Origin of the sequence: Paramylibacter kogurei (genome assembly GCF_002742285.1) — a bacterium.
Lineage (GTDB): Bacteria > Pseudomonadota > Alphaproteobacteria > Rhodobacterales > Rhodobacteraceae > Amylibacter > Amylibacter kogurei.
In genome coordinates this window covers 325,299-341,615 of record NZ_MDGM01000007.1, presented here as the reverse complement: position 1 = coordinate 341,615, position 16,317 = coordinate 325,299, and the positions used below count along the sequence as shown (strand labels likewise).

The 16,317-nt window shown below is 50.2% G+C and carries 14 protein-coding genes; 8 read left to right on the top strand and 6 right to left on the bottom strand.

The features are described from left to right. Positions 1-65 precede the first annotated feature (65 nt). Positions 66-545, top strand: coding sequence for an Hsp20 family protein (locus BFP76_RS03760; protein ID WP_099591821.1), 480 nt, complete (start codon positions 66-68; stop codon positions 543-545). Between the two features lie 391 nt (positions 546-936). Here BFP76_RS03760 and BFP76_RS03755 read toward each other — a convergent pair whose 3' ends face one another. The 6 genes from BFP76_RS03755 to BFP76_RS03730 form a co-directional block, all read right to left on the bottom strand. Then, the gene (locus BFP76_RS03755; RefSeq protein ID WP_099591820.1) at positions 937-2,418 is read right to left on the bottom strand and encodes an NAD-dependent succinate-semialdehyde dehydrogenase; all 1,482 of its coding nucleotides are present in this window, start codon (positions 2,416-2,418) and stop codon (positions 937-939) included. A gap of 190 nt (positions 2,419-2,608) precedes the next feature. After that, the gene (locus tag BFP76_RS03750; RefSeq protein WP_099591819.1) at positions 2,609-2,920 is read right to left on the bottom strand and encodes a DUF4387 family protein; all 312 of its coding nucleotides are present in this window, start codon (positions 2,918-2,920) and stop codon (positions 2,609-2,611) included. Beyond that, a complete protein-coding gene (locus BFP76_RS03745; protein WP_099591818.1) occupies positions 2,913-4,265 on the bottom strand; it encodes an acyclic terpene utilization AtuA family protein in 1,353 nt (450 codons plus the stop codon). The genes BFP76_RS03750 and BFP76_RS03745 overlap by 8 nt, the downstream gene beginning before the upstream one ends. 4 nt (positions 4,266-4,269) lie before the next feature. Then, the gene (locus BFP76_RS03740) at positions 4,270-5,775 is read right to left on the bottom strand and encodes a tripartite tricarboxylate transporter permease (RefSeq protein ID WP_099591817.1); all 1,506 of its coding nucleotides are present in this window, start codon (positions 5,773-5,775) and stop codon (positions 4,270-4,272) included. An 8-nt stretch (positions 5,776-5,783) separates the two neighbouring features. After that, complete coding sequence (locus BFP76_RS03735) at positions 5,784-6,224, bottom strand: tripartite tricarboxylate transporter TctB family protein (protein ID WP_099591816.1); 441 nt, start codon at positions 6,222-6,224, stop codon at positions 5,784-5,786. Continuing rightward, a complete protein-coding gene (locus BFP76_RS03730; RefSeq protein WP_099591815.1) occupies positions 6,224-7,192 on the bottom strand; it encodes a Bug family tripartite tricarboxylate transporter substrate binding protein in 969 nt (322 codons plus the stop codon). Before BFP76_RS03730 ends, BFP76_RS03735 begins: the two co-directional genes overlap by 1 nt. 102 nt (positions 7,193-7,294) lie before the next feature. On the opposite strand from BFP76_RS03730, the gene BFP76_RS03725 reads away from it, so the two are divergent. From BFP76_RS03725 to BFP76_RS03695, 7 genes are all read left to right on the top strand, one after another. Next, positions 7,295-7,963 (top strand): response regulator transcription factor, encoded by a 669-nt coding sequence (locus BFP76_RS03725; protein ID WP_099591814.1) that lies wholly within the window; start codon positions 7,295-7,297, stop codon positions 7,961-7,963. Then, a complete protein-coding gene (locus tag BFP76_RS03720) occupies positions 7,960-9,333 on the top strand; it encodes a sensor histidine kinase (RefSeq protein ID WP_099591813.1) in 1,374 nt (457 codons plus the stop codon). The genes BFP76_RS03725 and BFP76_RS03720 overlap by 4 nt, the downstream gene beginning before the upstream one ends. After that, the gene (locus BFP76_RS03715; RefSeq protein WP_099591812.1) at positions 9,303-10,349 is read left to right on the top strand and encodes an ABC transporter substrate-binding protein; all 1,047 of its coding nucleotides are present in this window, start codon (positions 9,303-9,305) and stop codon (positions 10,347-10,349) included. The genes BFP76_RS03720 and BFP76_RS03715 overlap by 31 nt, the downstream gene beginning before the upstream one ends. An 88-nt stretch (positions 10,350-10,437) precedes the next feature. After that, on the top strand, positions 10,438-11,187 hold the full coding sequence (locus BFP76_RS03710) for a DUF1523 family protein (RefSeq protein ID WP_240513972.1): 750 nt from the start codon (positions 10,438-10,440) through the stop codon (positions 11,185-11,187). A 64-nt stretch (positions 11,188-11,251) separates the two neighbouring features. Further along, positions 11,252-12,391, top strand: a complete 1,140-nt coding sequence (locus tag BFP76_RS03705) for a sterol desaturase family protein (protein ID WP_099591811.1) — start codon at positions 11,252-11,254, stop codon at positions 12,389-12,391. An 89-nt stretch (positions 12,392-12,480) separates the two neighbouring features. Then, on the top strand, positions 12,481-14,322 hold the full coding sequence (gene ilvD, locus BFP76_RS03700; protein ID WP_099591810.1) for a dihydroxy-acid dehydratase: 1,842 nt from the start codon (positions 12,481-12,483) through the stop codon (positions 14,320-14,322). 76 nt (positions 14,323-14,398) lie between these two features. Then, on the top strand, positions 14,399-16,315 hold the full coding sequence (locus tag BFP76_RS03695) for a TRAP transporter permease (RefSeq protein ID WP_165775655.1): 1,917 nt from the start codon (positions 14,399-14,401) through the stop codon (positions 16,313-16,315). The last annotated feature ends 2 nt before the right edge of the window (positions 16,316-16,317 follow it).

Genomic DNA, 16,317 nt, shown 5'->3' with positions numbered 1-16,317 from the left:
TAATTCACCCGCTCGCCCAGTTTGGGGAGCATTATATTCGTATCGCTTCTAAAGGAGGATGCCTTATGCGTACTTATGATTTCGCGCCATTATACCGTTCTACGGTTGGCTTTGACCGTTTGGCAACAATGTTGGATCGCGCGCTTAGCGCCGAAGTAACACCAAACAGTTACCCCCCATATAACATCGAAAAATCAGGTGATGACAAATACCGCATTACGGTTGCTGTCGCCGGATTTACCGAAGATGAGATCAGCGTTGAAATGCGCGATGGTCAGTTGGTTATTTCTGCCAAAAAGGCGGAAACGGAAACCGATGAAAATATAAACTACTTGCATCGCGGTATTGCAGCACGTGCGTTTGAAAAACGTTTCCAATTGGCCGACCATGTGCGTGCCACAGGTGCAGAATCTGAAAACGGGCTTTTGCACGTTGATCTGGTTCGCGAAGTACCCGAAGCGTTGAAACCACGTCGTATCGAAATCGCAAATCCTGCGAAAACGATCGAAGCAAAACCAAGCAAGAAAAAAGTGTTAGAGGCTTAAGCCCAACATTTGACGGCCCAAAATTGGGCCGTCATCCCCCACAGAATTTCGAACACCTGATCTGGTTCTCCCCTTCCAAGATCAGGCCGACGCGCCACCCCTGAACGTTCCCCGTGGGGTGGCGCTATTTATTTCCACCCCCGCAAAAAATATGCGCCCTAAAAAGGGCGCATATCCAATGTCAGCGAACAGTTGTTTTGGGGTAGGGGAAACCTTGTTCGGCTGTGGCATTGTTCCAACGAGTTGAACCAAGTTTCACCAGAATGATTAACATCATGGGATCCTTGGATCATATCTGCATTGCAGGTTAATGAACCAAGGATTCAGTTTTTTGAAATTGATGTGTCACAAATGTAAATTGCCCCGCTCGATGGCGGGGCAATGAATTGGTTTAACCTGTGATGTTGGTACAGATATATTTCATCTCTACGAAATCTTCGATGCCGTGGTGCGAACCTTCGCGGCCCAGCCCCGATTGTTTAACACCACCAAATGGTGCCACCTCGGTTGAAATCAGGCCAGTGTTCACACCCACAATACCGTATTCCAAACCCTCTTGCATGCGCACAACGCGGTTCAAATCGTTGGAATAGAAATAAGAGGCCAATCCGTAAATCGTGTCATTCGCAGCGGCCAAGACTTCTTCTTCGGTTTTGAATTTGAACAATGGCGCCAATGGGCCAAAGGTTTCTTCGTTTGTGACCAACATTTGGGATGTGACATCTGCCAAAACGGTTGGTTCGAAAAATGTGCTGCCCAATGCGTGGCGTTTGCCACCTGCGATGATGCGGGCACCTTTGGATGTGGCATCTTCGATATGTTCTTCGACTTTTTCCAAGCCGCCCATATCAATTAACGGGCCTGTGGTGACGCCTTCGATCAAGCCATCGCCAACAACCATTTTGTTCACTTCGGCGGCAAGTTTTTTGGAAAATTCCTCATATACGCCTTCTTGAACATAGATGCGATTTGAACATACGCATGTTTGACCGTTGTTGCGGAATTTCGAGATCAACGCGCCCTGAACAGCGGCATCAACATCGGCATCGTCAAACACGATGAACGGTGCGTTGCCACCCAATTCCAGCGATAATTTCATGATCTGCGGTGCACATTGCGCCATCAAAATGCGGCCCACTTCGGTAGAGCCTGTGAATGTCAATTTGCGCACCTTTGGGTTTTCGCAAAATTCTTTGCCGATAGGGCGCGCTTTGGATGATGTGACAACGCTAAACACACCCTTTGGCACGCCAGCGCGTTCTGCCAATGCGGCCAGCGCCAAAGCAGACAGTGGTGTTTCTTTGGCAGGGCGCGCAACAAAGGTACAGCCAGCGGCCAATGCCGGTGCCACTTTGCGTGCGATCATTGCAGATGGGAAATTCCACGGTGTGATTGATGCAACCACGCCAACAGGTTCTTTAAGAACCGTAATGCGTTTGTCGCGTTGGTGGCCGGGTATGGTTTCGCCGTAAATGCGTTTTGCCTCTTCGCCAAACCATTCGATAAAGCTTGCGGAATACAGAATTTCGCCAACAGCCTCTGTAATGGGTTTGCCCATTTCCGCTGTTAAAATCATGCCAAGATCGTCTTTGTTTTCAACGATTAGGTCGTACCATTTGCGCAAAATCGCGGCACGTTCTTTGCCTGTATGCGCCGCCCAATCTTTTTGCACAGCATATGCGGCATCAATTGCGCGTGTGGCATCGGCCACATCAAGGTCGGGAAGGTTGACCAACACATCACCGCGCGCGGGATTGGTCACTGGGAATGTTTCACCATTTTTGGCATCAACCCATTCACCAGCCACAAAGGCCTTTGTGCTCAGCAAACTTGGGTCGTTCATCAATGATTTCAAGTCGGTATGATCGAGCATTTCTCTGCCCTTTCGCGTTTAGTTTTCGTGGATTGACTAAGGGGTGGCATAATCTGTTAGCAGGTGCAACATAAATGCACCCCATCGGGCGGAGTTTTCCCAAATTTGGTGTATGTTTTTGGCAATATCACAAAGTTTTGACACTTAAAGCGCCAGCATCAGCTTAATTCGTAAACAAAATGCCAATTAATTAAGCAGCCGCCCCGATGTCAATTTCGCCAATTAATGCGGCCCAAGATGCGCCATGCATATCGCGATCTGCGGCGGACCCTTGGATTTCAGGGCGCGGAAGGCTGAATTTCACAACATTCAGATCAGACAGATCGAACCGTTTCACCACGTGTTCATCAATTCGAAAAATATCCGCAATTGTTTTTGTCGAAAGTGCCGATACCACCTGTTCATATGCATCTGGTGTTTCGCAAAAAATATCGACCGTCAACCAAAACGGCCCCGCATTTTTAGAACGAACTTTGCCAACAATTGATCCAAGATTAGCCAATGTCGTGTACCTCCAATGTGAATGCATCCATGGGATCATCCAATGTCATGACGTGATTCAGGCTGAACGTATAAATCGCCCCACGGCTGATTTCTGCGGGTGAAAATGGGAATGCAAATGTTGGTTGTTCCTCTGATTGGGTCAGGGGATGATGCAACAAATAGGGGTTCAGGATTTTACCAATCTCATTTGCCAATGCATCGCTTGTTGCGGTAACAATGCCAAGCACGCCAATTTCCACCGCATCAATCATGCGGGTTTCCAAGGCACCAAAGCTGGCGTTTTCACCGATCAACCGCAGTTCAATGTTAAAATCATCTGGCGAAAGTTTCAGGCGATCAACCACCTTGGCGCTACATTTTTCAACAATGTCATCGGCCCATTTTTGTGCGTTTTTCACATAACGTGCATCGCGCAACAAAACCAATGATATGCATTGATATCCTGCCAATGACGCCCCTTCCAATTTCACGGTATAGGGTGCGGTTGTCCATTTGGAACCCGTGACGCGCACGGATGTATCATCCAGCGCCACATATTTTGCATCTGTCACTTCCAGATACCCACCTGGTTCATACAGAATATTGGGATCACTGTTTTCATATAACATATGTGCCGAAACGGTGTGCGGCGATGCCTTGGCCCCATCGGCAAGCGGGGTCACGGTGAAACCGTCACCGTCGAAATCGATCATGATCACGCCTGATTGTGGGTTGGTTGCACAAAGTGCACCGCATTCACCAATCTTGGCGCCATGCCACGCACCGCCAACATTCGCACCTTGCATCAATGGCAATGCCGCAATGATTGCGGTGTCTGTGGTGCGCCCCGCGATAATCACATCGGCGCCTGTATTGATCGCCGCTTGAATCTGTTCAGCACCTGCAAGAGCGACAATATTTGAACAGTTTTCAATCGTTTCACGTGATATTTCATGGGCATGTTGCAATGGGCTGATGCGCCCGTTTTCATATGCATCTGCGATTTTGGCGCTGTCTTGGGATGATCGCAAAACCGCGATTTTAATTGTTTGGCCAAGCTCGGCCGCGATTTCGCGGGTGATATCCAGCATCCAATCAACGGTGCTGTCTGTTCCACAGGTGCCTGCGGTGCCAATCACCAATGGCACGTCCGCTTTGGCGCGCGCTTCCATCAATCCCTGCCATTCCACCTTGGTTGATGAACGCGAATATTTCGACATGCCCTTGCCCAGATATGCAGGGCCAGAATCCGTGGAACCGCCATCAATGGCGATAATATCTGGTTTCATTTCCAACCCGCGCATCAGCGCGGATTGGTCATAGTTTAATCCAAGGGCACCCGAAGGTACCAACACTTTGGTCATGGTTTTAATCCGTTACACGTTGCGGTTTTTTCAAAACACTGCGCAGGAACATCGGCGCAACAAAGCCTGCGATTGCCGCCAGCCACAAACCGATCGCAATGGGCGTTGAAAACAGATAGGTCGCATCGCCATCTGACAAAACCATTGCACGGCGCAGCGCGTCTTCCATATTGCCACCCAGCAAAATGCCAAGGATCACGGGAACCGTTGGAACATCCAATTTGCGCAACACATATCCCAACACACCAAACGCCACCATCAACAGCAAATCGAAATAGCTGCCTGATAACGAATAGATGCCGACAAAGGAAATCATCGTCACACCGGGCAACAAAACCCATGCGGGAACTTGCAACACGCGCACGAAAATTTTCACCATCGGTACGTTCATCAACAACAACACGATATTGGCGATCAACAAGGATGCGATCAAACCCCAGACGACCTCTGGTCGGTCAGTGAACAATGTGGGGCCAGGGGTGATATTCAGGGTCATCAACAATGCCAACAACACTGCGGTGGTGCCTGATCCAGGAACACCCAATGTCAACATCGGCACCAATGCACCACCGGCGGCGGCGTTATTGCCCGCCTCTGGTGCGGCGATCCCTTTGGCAACACCTGTACCAAAACCTGCCTTGTCACCTGCAAATGACTTTTCGCTCATATAAGCAAGAAAGCTGCCCAAAGATGCGCCTGCACCGGGTAAAATCCCTGCGATAAAGCCAACGCCGCTGGCACGTAGCATGGTCCATTTTGTTGACATGATTTCGGGCCAAGGAATTTTCACCTTGCCCAATTTCACACCAATGGCCGATCCTTTGCCGTGGCTCTCGATGAAAAAGAATACTTCGGCAATGGCGAATAAACCAACGATGGCAACCAGAAAATCAATCCCATCCATCAGGTGCAAATTGCCCCCGGTCAAACGCGGCATGCCTGAATTGTTATCAACGCCGATCATGGCGATGCCAAGCCCGATACATGATGCAATTGCGGCTTTGGCTTGGTTATTGGATGCCATCCCGCCAAGTGTGCAAAACGCCAACAGGTACAATGCGAAATATTCCGCAGGCCCAAATAAATACGCAACACGTGCCAACATCGGCGCCAGCAACATTAATCCGATTGTGGACAAAAACGCGCCGACAAATGATGCAACACCAGAAATCACCAGCGCATCACCCGCACGGCCAGATTTGGCCATTGGATACCCATCAAGCGTTGTCATCAACGCAGGCTCATCCCCGGGAATGTTAAGCAAAATCGAACTTATGCGCCCGCCATACATGGCGCCGTAATACACGGCTGTCATCAGAACCAATGCCGATGTGGCATCCAATCCCAATGTGAATGTCAGTGGGATCAAAATCGCCACGCCATTTGATGGGCCAAGCCCGGGTAATGCCCCGATAATTGTGCCCAAGAAACAGCCCACAATCGCCAGCATCAATGTATAGGGTGACAATGCCACGCTGAAACCCAGCGCGAGGTTTTCAAGAATTTCCATGATTTACCCTAACCGACCAAAAATTTTGGGAATGCAATCAATCCCAAACCCAGCGCGAATTTGAACAAGATAAACAAACCAATCGACAGACCAACACCCGACAGTGCAGCGGGTTTTATCCGTGGCGAGATTTGATAACTTAAAATCCCTGCCGTAATCGCAGTTGGAATAATGAACCCAAGCGGTTTGAGCGCATAAGCATATGCAATCAAAACCAACATGGCGAAAAACAATGCGCCAAATGTGAATTTATCTGGCCATTCTGGATCGGGGTCGGGGCGAAAAATCATCACAAGGCTGCTGATTGCCGCGACTGTTCCAACCAAAATGGGGAATGTTTTTGGCCCTACTGGGTCCGCAAGAAAGCTGGTCTGTATCTGTGTGGCGCTTGCGATATACGCAAGCGCCGCCATGAGTACGACCAGACCAAAGATCCGGTCACTGGCCATTATTGGATCACCCCAAGGTCTTTGGACATTTGGGCGATTTCAGCAACCAAACCATCAACATATGATTGGAAATCAGCGCCAACTTTGGTGAATGGTGCCAAACCGTTTGCAGCCATGGCCTCTTTCCATTCTGCGCTATCTGCCACCATTTGTAGCTTTTCCGCCCAAGAATTGAATGTGTCATCGCTCACACCACGCGGGATATACATACCGCGCCAGTTCACCGCCACAACATCAAAACCTTGTTCTTTGGCTGTTGGGATATCGTCAAAACCTGGAACGCGTTCGTCGGTTAACACGGCCAAAATGCGCACTTCACCCGCTTTTAGAAATCCAACAACTTCGGACATGTCGCCCGTCATTGCTTGGGTAAAGCCACCAACGGTTTGCGTGATCGCATCTGCGCCACCATCAACACCGATATATTTCACTTTGGTAATGTCGGTGAAACCAGCACGTTGCAAGATCATCAATGGTTTGATGTGGTCAAACCCACCCACGGCGGAACCACCTGCAAAGGCAACTGAACCTGGGTCTGATTTGATGGAATCAACCAAATCGTTCAACGATTGGAATTTGCTGTCTTTGCCAACAACAATCACACCTGGATCGGCACCAATTGCACCCACAAAGCGTACTTGATCCGCGGTCATGCCCGCATATGCGTTTTGTGCCAAACGTGTTGATGTGGCAGTTGATGCCGCAACGATCAAATCATCATCGGTGTTGCGTTCATTCACCACGTGGGTATAGGCAAGCCCACCACCCGCACCGGCCATATTTGTGACCTGCACAGGTTTATCAACCGCACCGATATCAAACATGATTTTCCCGATTTGACGGCAAGTGAAATCCCAGCCACCACCAGGGTTCGCAGGTGCGATACATTCCGCAGCAGATGCCGCGCCAGTCGCGCCAACAGTCAGAGCGGCACCCGTAATGAGCGCCTTGAAAAAGCGTTTTGTCATATATTCCTCCCATTTGACATGCGGGGAAATCCCCGAACATTATGCTAGCAGAATACACAAAGCTGACAGGAACCTGTCACGAAAGATTTTTAGGGGCCGCACTTGCGATTTTTACTGGTAGAAGACAACGCACAATTGGCCAAGGCCGTTTCGGATCGGTTCGCCCTTGATGGGCATGCCGTGGATCACGCCGCTGATCTGGGGGATGCACAGGCGTTTATTGAAACCACGGATTACGAATTGATTTTATTGGATATTATGTTGCCAGATGGTGACGGGCGCGATTTTTTGCGCCGCCATCGTAACAGCGAAAAAGGCACGCCCGTGATCGTGATGACCGCGCGTTCGCAAGTGTCGGATCGGGTCAGCTTGCTGGATTTGGGCGCGGATGATTATGTCACCAAACCGTTTGATTTTTCCGAATTAGAGGCCCGCTGTCGCGCCGTTTTACGCCGCCAAGGGGGTGTTGCGCATAACAAATTCGAATTTGCAGGTGTCACACTTGATTCGTTGGAGGGGACTTTAACCACACCGTTGGGTGTTGAAACCCTGCGCAATCGTGAATTACGCTTGATCGAAATATTTTTTGCGGCCCCCGGTCAAATATTTGCAAAGCCCCATTTGATGGATCGCTTGTTTTCATTTGCCGAAGATGTTTCCGAAAATGCGATCGAGGTTTACGTGGCGCGCATTCGCAAAAAACTGTCTGGCACACATGCCAAAATCGAAACGGTGCGTGGGCTTGGATATCGATTGGTTGATCAATCATGACCCTGCGTTTCGCATCTGGATCAATGCAGGGGCGGTTGGTGATACAACTGGCGTTGATTGCGGCCCTGTTATCACTGGTTTTGTTTTTAGTGGTGCGCACGGTGGCGGAACGTGCGGCGGCAGATACGCAGGATAATATTTTACTGGCCTCTGCCACATCCATTTCGGATGCGCTTTATTCTGAACGCGGGGCGGTGCGTTTGGAATTGCCTTACTCCGCGCTTTCAATGCTTGGTTCGATCAGCGAAGACCGCGTGTTTTACCGCATCGCGGTGGGGGGCGAAACATTGACGGGTTATGATGATTTGCCACTGCCCACATCCCTTGATGCCAATCAATTTGATACGTATCGCTACAAGGGTGAAACCGTGCGTGCGGTGGCATTGAAACGCAATTTCAGCACCGGTAATCAATCGCGTGATGTGACAATTGTGGTTGCGCAAACGCGCCTTGGGCTGGCGGCGATTTCATCGCGTATCACCAATACGGCGATGGCAACGGGTGCGATATTTTTCCTTTTGGCCACGGGGCTAAGCCTCTGGGCGGCGCAATCCGCATTGGCACCATTAACCCGCATGGCAGGTGCCGTGACGCGCCGTGGGCCAAGTGATCTGCGCCCCGTCACGGCCAAGGCGCCCGCCGAACTCGCACCACTGGTGGAGGCGCTAAACTCATTCATATTGCGCCTTAAGGCATCGTTAAACCGATCCGAAGATTTCATCGCAGAGGCCGCGCATCGCGTGCGCACTCCGCTGGCCACTGTGCGCACACAGGCCGAAGTGGTGCATCGCAGTTTGAACCAATCGCAAAACAAAACCGCATTGCGCGAAATGATCCGCGCCATTGACGAAAGCTCGCGTTCAGCGGGGCAATTGCTGGATCATGCGATGGTGAATTTTCGCACCGATCAATTTGAAACAACGTTATTGGATTTGGTTGAATTGGTGCAAGAAACCACAGATCGATTATCGCCCACCGCAGGGTTAAAAGACATCCTGATCAATGTGTCCCACGATCAATCCAGTTTTCCGTTTTCGGGTGATCCAATTTTGTTGCAAAATGCGTTGCGCAATATTTTTGACAACGCGATTAAATATTCCCCCGCCGACAGCACAATAGACGTCAATATGACAAGCGATGATGAATATCGCATTGCCGTTTTTGATCAGGGTCGCGGATTTCAGGGCGGGGATGCGCAATCTTATCTGAACCGGTTTTCCCGCGGCGAAAACGTGGATGATGTGGTGGGGTCTGGATTGGGATTAACCATCGTACAAGAAGTTGCCGCCGCACATCTGGGCCGCGTCGAAATTCAAAACAATGAAACAGGAGCAGGCGCATGCGTATCCCTTATTTTGCCGCGTGGTTAATCGCGTTCATAACCTGTGGTTCATTGACCATTGCGTTTGAAACGGAACAACAGAAATTTTATAATTCCTCCGCGGGAACGAGCGTTTTGCGCATCATTTCCACGGCGGATATTTCATCCTTTGAACCCATCTTATTGGCGTTTCAGGCCGATAACCCGACCATTGATATTGATTATGTCGTGGCGAGCAGTGCGCAAACAATGCAAGCAATCTATGACGAACAAGCGCCATTTGATTTGGTGATTTCATCAGCGATGGATTTACAAACGAAACTGGCCAATGACGGCTTTGCCCAGACATATGTTTCATCAACAACCGACAGTTTGCCAACATGGGCGAAATGGCGCAATCAGGTGTTTGCCTTTACCCAAGAACCTGCCGTTCTCGTGGTATCAGAAAAGGCATTTCGTGATCTGCCCATCCCAAACACCCGCGAAGAATTGATTGAACTGTTGCGCGATAATCCCCAAAAATTTTGGGGCCGTGTTGGAACGTATGATGTGCGCACATCGGGGTTTGGTTATATGTTGGCGACGCAAAATTCACGCAACACAGATTCATTCTGGCGCTTGACCGAGGTCATGGGGCGATTGAACACACGGCTGTATTGTTGTTCGGGTGAAATGATTGATGATGTTGCCGCTGGACGTTTGGCGATGGCCTATAATGTTTTAGGGAGCTATGCGGAAAATCGGTTGAAAACCTTGGACGGTGTGAAAATCGTGCCGATGCAGGATTTTGTATCATTGATGTTGCGCACATCCATCATCACAACAAATGCGCAAAATGCATCTGGTGCAAAACGTATGGTGGATTTTTTATCGATGATGGAAACCCGTCCTGAATTAAGCGCGGCATCTGGATTGCCAGCGGTTCAACGCCAAGAAACCACCGCCGCCAAAGGATTGCGCCCCATTCGTTTGGGGCCTGGATTGTTGGTGTTTTTGGATCGCTTGAAACGCGAAACCTTCATTCGCAACTGGCAAAATTCCATCGTGCAAAACAACCCGCTGTAAAACAATCCGCGTGCTGTGCAAAACTTGCACCTAGTAGGTTGCACCACGACGTCCTATATAGGGGCTAACACAGTTAAAGGATCGCGTGATGCTCAGTACAATCGCATATACCCTGTTTGTTTGGTCGCCTCTGTTTTTGGGGCTGCTGCTTTTGATCATAATGTTGCGCAAAATCATGCCGTCATTCATCAAAATCTGGCTGGTGAAACTGGTGGCCTATTCCATGATTGCGGCCTATGCGGTTGGGTTTTTGCATTACACATTGCCACAACGCGATATCGTTTTGGTGTTGGATGCCTATGAAAAACGTATGGATGTTTCCAGCAATTCCATGTTCTGGGGCAAACAAGACGCTGGCACAATCAGACAAGACACACGCGACGTGCGATTTATAGACACTGAAATGCCAGACGGAAGTGTGATGGTTTATCGCAACGAAGATACGGGGTTTGGTTGGCCGCCCTATTTTAAATTCGATAGCTCGGATTTAAGTGCCAAGGCAAAACAGCTTGTGTCCACACGCGACAATCCAAAATGGGTTGCCGTGCGCCATTATGGTTGGCGCAATACGGTGTTTTCCTTGTTCCCAAATGCCACATCAATGAAACAGGTTGATGGGCCAGATGTGACATTGATCCCGTGGTTCAACATCATCTTTACCATCTTTTTGGCGCTGATCTGTTTGGGCATTTATCGCTTGATGCAGCTGTTCAAACGTCGCCGCATTGATCCAATGGTTGATAGCGTCGAGGATGCATGGGATGACGTTTCCGAAACCACGCATAGCATGGGTGATCGCGTGCGCGGCTGGTTCAAACGGCTGGGTGGTGGCGTATAGTTGATTTTGCCAAATCAATCATGCAACCTGTGCGTTCATTTGCATAACAGATGTTGGATTGCCCATGTCATTGATTAAAAAATTTGTAGCGGCATTGGAAAAACCACGCGCCGAACGCCCATTTGGAAGTGGCTGGTTATCGGGCACATTGTCCTTGATCTGTGGCGTCGCCGCATTGTCACTTGCCATCGTTTTGCGATACCCACATTTGTTTTCCACGCCAGATTTGGCGGTGATCCATGAATTCATCCCGTTTCGCGTGGCCTTTCAAATATTCATCGTGTTTGGCTATGTTTTGTCATTCACATCCCTGATTTTAAGCCGCAGTTTCATGTTGTCATCGGTCGGATTTTTTCTGGTGGTTGCGGCGTCATTGATCCAAGGCCCCGCAGAATCTGGAAGCAGTAGCATGTATTTCGGGCTCGATTTTTTCGTGCTCAAGGTTCTGACGGTGGGGATTTTATTCCTCCCGCTGGAACGCATGTTTCCACACGACCCTGATCAAACGGTGTTGCGTTTCGCATGGCGCGAAGATTTCTTTTATTTCGCGGTCAGCTCGTTATTGGTGCAGGCGTTGAATTACCTTACCCTTGCCCCATCAGAGGTGGTGAACAATAATTTCGACATCACCGAAATGCGCCATTACATTTTCACATTGCCGCTGTTTATTCAGGTGTTCCTGATCATGCTGGCCACGGATTTTATGCAATATTGGTTGCATTATGCATTTCACAAGGTGCCGTTTTTATGGCGGTTTCATTCGATCCACCATTCCACACAACAGCTTGATTGGATCGCGGGTGCGCGGATGCATTTTTTCGAAATTGCGGTGCTGCGCTCGGTGACGGCATTGCCGATGTTAACGCTTGGCTTTGATCCTGCAGCGATTCAGGTTTATTTGATTATCGTCTATTTTTATTCCGCGCTGGTGCATTCAAACCTTGGGTTTAACCTGTCGTTTATTGAACGCTGGTTGGTGACACCGCGGTTTCATCATTGGCATCACGGATCGGAACGCGAGGCAATTGATATCAATTTCGCCATCCACTTTCCGCTGTTCGATTGGCTGTTTGGCACATACCACATGCCAGAGGATCGCTGGCCCGATAAATACGGTGTCGCGGGTGAAGACATGCCTAAAGGCTATTTCAAACAATTCCTGCATCCATTCCGCCCCAAGAAAAAATTACCACCAGCAGAGTAATTGTTCACGTTTGGCTGTACAGGGCTAGAAATCCGCCGCTGTTGCTGGCAAAAGGGCGAAACGAATTTACAGCACAGCAGGATAGCCAGATGATTCCTTATCGTTCCAGAACAACTACACATGGTCGCAACATGGCCGGTGCGCGCGGTTTATGGCGTGCAACAGGCATGACAGATGATGATTTTGGCAAACCGATTATTGCTGTGGTGAATTCATTCACGCAATTCGTGCCCGGTCACGTGCACCTGAAAGATCTTGGTCAATTGGTTGCCGGCGAAATCGAGGCCGCAGGCGGTGTTGCCAAGGAATTTAACACGATCGCTGTCGATGATGGTATCGCGATGGGGCATGATGGGATGCTGTATTCCCTGCCGTCACGCGAAATTATTGCCGATAGTGTGGAATACATGGTCAATGCACATTGCGCCGATGCGATGGTGTGTATTTCCAATTGTGATAAAATCACACCCGGTATGATGATGGCCGCGATGCGTTTGGATATCCCCGTGGTATTCGTGTCTGGTGGCCCGATGGAGGCTGGCAAAGTCGATATCGATGGTGATCTGCGCAAGGTCGATTTGGTTGACGCCATGATTGAGGCGGCCAACCCCGAAATGTCCGATGCCAATGTCCAAGCGATTGAAGAGGCTGCATGCCCAACATGCGGGTCATGTTCGGGCATGTTCACCGCCAATTCCATGAACTGTCTGGCAGAGGCTCTGGGCCTTGCCCTTCCGGGGAATGGTTCAACATTGGCGACGCATTCCAAACGCGAGGCATTGTTTCGCGAAGCGGGGCGTTTGATCGTTGATCTGACCAAAGATTATTACGAAAACGGTAACAAATCCCGCTCGGCGCGTGGCATCGCCACAAAGGCGGCGTTTGAAAATGCGATGACCATGGATATCACCATGGGTGGTTCCACAAATACAATCCTTCACCTGCTCGCCATTGCACGCGAAGGCCATGTTGATTTCACCGTGGACGATATTGATCGCCTATCCCGTTCAACCCCGTGTCTGTGCAAGGTTGCACCAGCCGTTGCCAACGTCCACATGGAAGACGTGCATCGCGCGGGTGGCATTTTTGCGCTGCTTGGTGAATTGGATCGGTGCGGTTTGTTGGACACATCTGTGTCCACCGTGCACACACCAACATTGGCGCAGGCCATTGCAAAATGGGATGTGAAAATTTCCAATGATGCAGCGGCGCATGATTTGTTCCTTGCCGCACCCGGTGGCGTGCGCACAACACAAGCATTCAGCCAATCGCGCCTGTACAAAGAATTGGATACAGATCGCGAAAACGGTGTGATCCGCGACAAAGACCACGCGTTTAGCCAAGACGGCGGTTTGGCCGTTTTGTTTGGCAACATCGCCCAAGAAGGCTGTGTTGTGAAAACCGCAGGTGTGGATGACAGTATCCTGAAATTCAGCGGCCCCGCCATCGTCTGCGAAAGCCAAGACGAAGCAGTGAACCGTATCTTGAACAAAGAGGTCGCCGCGGGTGACGTGGTGATCATCCGATACGAGGGCCCACGCGGTGGCCCTGGCATGCAAGAAATGCTGTATCCAACATCATATCTGAAATCCATGCGCTTGGGCAAAGCCTGTGCATTGATCACAGATGGTCGTTTTTCAGGTGGCACATCTGGCCTGTCCATCGGCCACGTTTCACCAGAGGCGGGCGAGGGCGGTAATATCGGCCTGATCGTTGAGGGTGACATCATCGAAATCGACATCCCCAATCGCACGATCAATGTGGCGTTGTCTGACGAAGAACTGGCCGCACGCCGCGCCGAAATGGAAGCCAAAGGCGATGCCGCTTGGAAACCGGCAGAGCCGCGCAAACGCAAAGTTTCACGCGCATTAAAAGCATATGCATCATTGGTTGCAAACGCATCCCAAGGTGCGGTGCGCTTGGATCCATAATCCACAAAACGCCCAATTCCCGCTTGCAGCGCAACTTGCCATAGGTCAAGGTTGTCGCATGCAACGGGAGGGGCAGATGAATATCACGATGGCAACCAATGCCATGTATCAATTGTCAAAATGCGTTGCTGCGGTTCTGACGGTGTTTGCGATCTATGTCGCAGGGTTTGGCGTTTTTGACACGGTCATCGTTTATGGCACCACCGCCGTTTTGGGCATGGCCACAGCGTTGTTAAATTTAGCGGCAACAGGGCATGCACAGGCGTCGAGTGCTGATAAAAATCTACCGCATAACAACATTATAAATATTCTTATTCATCTGTTGATGTTGGCATTGTTCATCGCAATCACGGCGCGTTGGATCGTGATCATGGCGGCCCAAGAAGACAGCTTTGTCTTTATTGGCAATATCGATATGGCGCTGGCTTGGCTGGCGTTTGGCTTGATCGGTTATGTGACCTATCGGTTTTTTGGCACACCAATGGTTGTGGTTTACGGCGCGGTTTTGCTCTATGCGCTGGCGCCTGATTGGATGGGTGGTGCGGGGCGCGATTGGGTCAGCATCGCTGATCGCATGTGGTTTTCCACCGATGGTGTATATGGCGGCCCATTACAGGTCGTATCCAGCGTGGTTCTGGTTTTCATCGTCTTTGGTGCGATATTGCAGGCATCGGGGGCGGGTGAAACCCTGTTGAAAATTGCATTCGCGGGCACTGGGCGATTTGCGGGTGGCCCTGCACATGCCGCCATTGTTGGATCGGCACTTTTTGGCACAATGTCAGGCGCGGCGGTGGCCAATGTTGTATCCACCGGTGTGTTCACCATTCCAATTATCAAACGCGCAGGATTTAAACCAAAATTCGCAGGTGCGGTCGAGGCGGCCGCATCAACGGGTGGGCAAATCATGCCCCCTGTGATGGGGGTGGTTGCCTTTATCATGGCCAAGGTGACGAATATTTCCTATTTGCAAATTGTTCTGGCCGCAATTCTGCCCGCCGTGTTTTATTACATCTCTTTGTTCATGGTGGTTCTGGTCGAGGCACGCAAACAAGGCATTGGTGCCACGCCAATTGAGTTGCGTGAAAAATTGGAACGCATGGATTGGGTGAAATCCATCGCGTTTTGGGTGCCACTGATGGTGATCATTGGCGTGTTAACCACAGGGCGCACGGCACAAAACGCGGGGTTTTATGCGATGTTGGTTGCGCTGATCCTGTGTCTGGTTTTGTTCAAACAGTTTCGCAATCCCGCCGCGTGGTGGGATGCGATGGTGCGCGCGGGCATGACATCGGCCAGTTTGATTGTGATTGTCATATCTGTTGGGCTGGTCATTGGCATTGTGAATATGACGGGGATCGGATTGGCCTTTGCCGATGCCATTCGCGCCGCATCGGGTGGCAGCCTGTTTTTCGCCCTGATCCTTGTGATGCTGGGCTGTTTGGTGATGGGGATGGGGGTGCCATCGGTGACGGCCTATTTGATCTTGGCACTGGTGATGGGGCCTGTGTTGGAACAACTGGGTTTGCCCAAAATTGCCGCGCATATGTTCATGTTATATTTTGGTGTGTTGTCGGTGGTAACGCCCCCCGTTGCCTTGGCGGCATTTGCCGCCGCACCAATTGCGGGCGCACGTCCGATGGAAACGGGATTTACCGCTGTGCGTTTGGCAATTGCGGGGTTTGTGATCCCTTTTTTGTTTGTCTATCGCCCAGAGATTTTGCTGATCGAAAATGATTTTTCCAGCACGGATCAATATTTCACCCTGATATACGCCACGGTTGGTTTTTTGATCGGCACTTGGTTGATCGCAACCGCATTGGCGCGATTTGAACGTGCACATCTGGCGCATTGGGAAACCGTTTTGCGTATTATCGCGGCAATTCTTATTTTTTGGGTGAATCCGTTGATGAATATCGCAGGAATTATTTTGGCGATGGGCGTTTTCGTGTATCACTATAGCCAAAGCGCAAAACAAGATTCAAAAATATCATAATG

What these genes read in the sequence shown, in the direction of transcription:
- BFP76_RS03705 (WP_099591811.1), top strand. Translation starts at nt 11,252, where the DNA reads ATGTCATTGATTAAAAAATTTGTAGCGGCATTGGAAAAACCACGCGCC.
- BFP76_RS03715 (WP_099591812.1), top strand. Translation starts at nt 9,303, where the DNA reads ATGCGTATCCCTTATTTTGCCGCGTGGTTAATCGCGTTCATAACCTGT.
- BFP76_RS03720 (WP_099591813.1), top strand. Translation starts at nt 7,960, where the DNA reads ATGACCCTGCGTTTCGCATCTGGATCAATGCAGGGGCGGTTGGTGATA.
- BFP76_RS03730 (WP_099591815.1), bottom strand. Translation starts at nt 7,192, where the DNA reads ATGACAAAACGCTTTTTCAAGGCGCTCATTACGGGTGCCGCTCTGACT.
- BFP76_RS03760 (WP_099591821.1), top strand. Translation starts at nt 66, where the DNA reads ATGCGTACTTATGATTTCGCGCCATTATACCGTTCTACGGTTGGCTTT.
- BFP76_RS03710 (WP_240513972.1), top strand. Translation starts at nt 10,438, where the DNA reads ATGCTCAGTACAATCGCATATACCCTGTTTGTTTGGTCGCCTCTGTTT.
- BFP76_RS03745 (WP_099591818.1), bottom strand. Translation starts at nt 4,265, where the DNA reads ATGACCAAAGTGTTGGTACCTTCGGGTGCCCTTGGATTAAACTATGAC.
- BFP76_RS03735 (WP_099591816.1), bottom strand. Translation starts at nt 6,224, where the DNA reads ATGGCCAGTGACCGGATCTTTGGTCTGGTCGTACTCATGGCGGCGCTT.
- BFP76_RS03755 (WP_099591820.1), bottom strand. Translation starts at nt 2,418, where the DNA reads ATGCTCGATCATACCGACTTGAAATCATTGATGAACGACCCAAGTTTG.
- BFP76_RS03695 (WP_165775655.1), top strand. Translation starts at nt 14,399, where the DNA reads ATGAATATCACGATGGCAACCAATGCCATGTATCAATTGTCAAAATGC.
- ilvD (WP_099591810.1), top strand. Translation starts at nt 12,481, where the DNA reads ATGATTCCTTATCGTTCCAGAACAACTACACATGGTCGCAACATGGCC.
- BFP76_RS03740 (WP_099591817.1), bottom strand. Translation starts at nt 5,775, where the DNA reads ATGGAAATTCTTGAAAACCTCGCGCTGGGTTTCAGCGTGGCATTGTCA.